This window comes from Pseudomonas sp. RW10S2 (assembly GCF_014268985.1).
Classification (GTDB): domain Bacteria; phylum Pseudomonadota; class Gammaproteobacteria; order Pseudomonadales; family Pseudomonadaceae; genus Aquipseudomonas; species Aquipseudomonas wayambapalatensis.
This window is the reverse complement of record NZ_JABWRO010000226.1, coordinates 1-2,557: the sequence shown is the minus strand read 5'-3', so window position 1 is coordinate 2,557 and position 2,557 is coordinate 1. Positions and strand designations below refer to the sequence as shown.

Sequence of the window (2,557 nt, the reverse complement as noted above, 5' to 3'; positions counted from 1 at the left end):
CAGGCGGTGCGCCCACTGGTTGGCCAGGGCGTCGAGCTGGCGGTAGCTGAGCTGAAGCTCGCCGAACACCAGCGCCGTAGCCTCTGGCGTGCTCTCGACCTGGCGCTGGATCAGCGCCTGGACGCTGTGCTCCAGCGGGTACTCGACCGCCGTGGCATTCCACACCTCCAACGGCAAGGCACGCTCATGGGCGTCGAGCATCGACACCTCGCCCAAGGCCCGTGTGGCCGACACGGCCAGGCCTTCCAGCAGCAGGCCCAGGTGCGCGGCCAGGCGCTCGATGGTCGCCGCCTCGAAGCTGTCGCCGTCGTAGCTGTAGTGCAGCAGCAGGCTCGTCCCCTGGTTGACCGCCAGGGTCAGCGGGTAGCTGGTCTGCTCGTGGTTGCTCACCGCGTCGAAGCGCAGCGCCTCGGGCGCGGCCTGCTCCAGCACTTCAGAGACCGGGAAATTCTCGAACACCAGCAGCGTGTCGAACAGGGCGCCACCGCCCTGCCCTGCCAGGCGCTGGATCTCGTACAACGGCGCATGCTCGAACTCGCGCAGCGCCAGGTTGCGCGCCTGCACGGCCTGCAGCCAGTCGGCCACGGTCTGTTGCGGGGTCGGCGTGGCGACCACTGGCAAGGTGTTGATGAACAGCCCCATCTGCTGCTCCATGCCCGGCAACTCCGCCGGGCGCCCGGCTACCGTCGCGCCGAAGCACACGCTCGCCGGGCCGGTGTAGCGCTGCAACAGCAACAGCCAGGCCGCCTGTACCAGGGTGTTGAGGGTGACTTTCTGCTCACGGGCAAAGTTCGCCAGGCGCGCAGTGACGGCCTCGTCCACGGCGATGCGGTAGTCGCCATGGGCGGCGCCGCCCGCTCGGGGCTCCTGGCGGATGGCACGGGCCAGGTGGGTCGGCTCGTCGAGCTCCGCCAGTTGCTGGCGCCAGAACGCCTCGCACGCCTCGGCGTCCTGCACCTGCAGCCAGGCGATGTAGTCGCGGTAGCGTCCGACAGGCGCGGCCACCGTCTCACCGGCGTAGCGCGCCAGGACTTCGCCGAGCAGCTGCGAATGGCTCCAGCCATCCATCAGGATGTGATGGTGGGTCAACAACAGGTGATGACGGCCCGGCGCCGTGGCGATCAGTTGTACGCGCAGCAGCGGCGCCTGCTCCAGGTCGAAGCCCTGGGCACGCTCGGCCAATGCCAGTGCGTCCAGTGCGCCAGCCTGGTCGGCGCGGCCCTGCCAGTCGTGCAGCGCGAACGGTACTTCGACCTGGCGTGCCACCACCTGCAGCGGCTGGCTCAGCCCACCTTGCCAGAGGAAACCGGTACGCAGGATGTCATGGTTGAGCAGCGTAGCCTGCCAGGCATCGCGGAAGCGCAGCGGGTCCAGCCCGTCGATGTCCACACGCATCTGGTTGACGTAGTCACCGCTGGCCTGCTCGTAGAGGCTGTGGAACAGCATGCCCTGTTGCATCGGCGACAACGGATAGAGGTCCTGGACACTGGCGGCCGCCAGTGGCAAGGCGTCCAGCTGGGCCTGGGACAAGCGGGCCAGTGGCACGTCCGAAGGGGTCAGACCGCCTGACTGGGGTTGGCAGCAGTGCTCGATCAAGGCCAGCAACGCCTGGGTATAGGCATCGGCCAGGGCCTGGATGGTGTGGCTGTCGAAGCGCGCATCGCTGAAGGTCCAGCCCAGGCTCAATTCGCCATCGAACACCTGGCCGTTGACGCTCAGCGCGTTGGCCAGGGGCGCGTCGGGGTGTTGCTCGGCACCACGGGCCTCGTCACAGGGCAGCCAGAACGCCGCCTCGCCGCTGGCGAAACTGGCATCGAACTGGCCCAGGTAGTTGAAGGTGATCGACGGCGTCGGCAGGCCGGCCAATCGCTCGCGCACCTGCGGCGCGGCGAGCTGCGACAGCACGCCAAAGCCCAGGCCTTTGTCAGGGACCGCGCGCAATTGCTCCTTGATCTGCTTGAGCGAGTCGCCCAGGCCTGCCGCCGGGGTCAGGCGCAGTGGGAACACACTGGTGAACCAGCCGACGCTGCGGGTCAGGTCGAGGTGCTCGAACAGGTCTTCGCGGCCATGGCCTTCCAGCTGCACCAGCGCATGGGCCTGGCCGGTCCAGGCGCAGACGACCTGGGCCAGGGCGGTCAGCAGCAGGTCGTTGACCTGGGTGCGATAGGCTGCCGGGGCATCCTGCAGCAAGCGGCGGGTCTGCTGCTTGTCCAGTCGCGAATAGAGCGTGCTGCCGTCGCGATTGCGCTGGCCACCTTCGGCTCGGTCCCAGTGCAATTCGGCGCTCAGTTCGCGGCTCTGGGCCTGCCAGTACTCCAGTTGTTCCAGTGCATTCGTGCTGGCGTGCTGGCGCAGTTGCTCGACCCAGTCGCGCTGCGAGCTGGTCTTGCCCGGCAGGGCCAGAGGCTTGCCGCTGCTCAGTTGCTCGAAGGCCAGTTGCAGGTCTTCGAACAGGATGCGCCACGACACCCCGTCCACCGCCAGGTGATGGATCACCAGCAACAGGCGCTGGCTGCCATCCGGCAGATCGGCCAGCACGGCGCGCAACAGCGGGCCA

Annotated in this window: 1 protein-coding gene; it reads right to left on the bottom strand. The window is 68.2% G+C overall.

Annotation, left to right across the window (positions count from 1 at the left end; translation table 11 throughout):
- Positions 1-2,557, bottom strand: a 2,557-nt coding sequence (locus HU729_RS25380) for a condensation domain-containing protein (RefSeq protein ID WP_238348450.1), incomplete at both ends; no start/stop codon positions are given.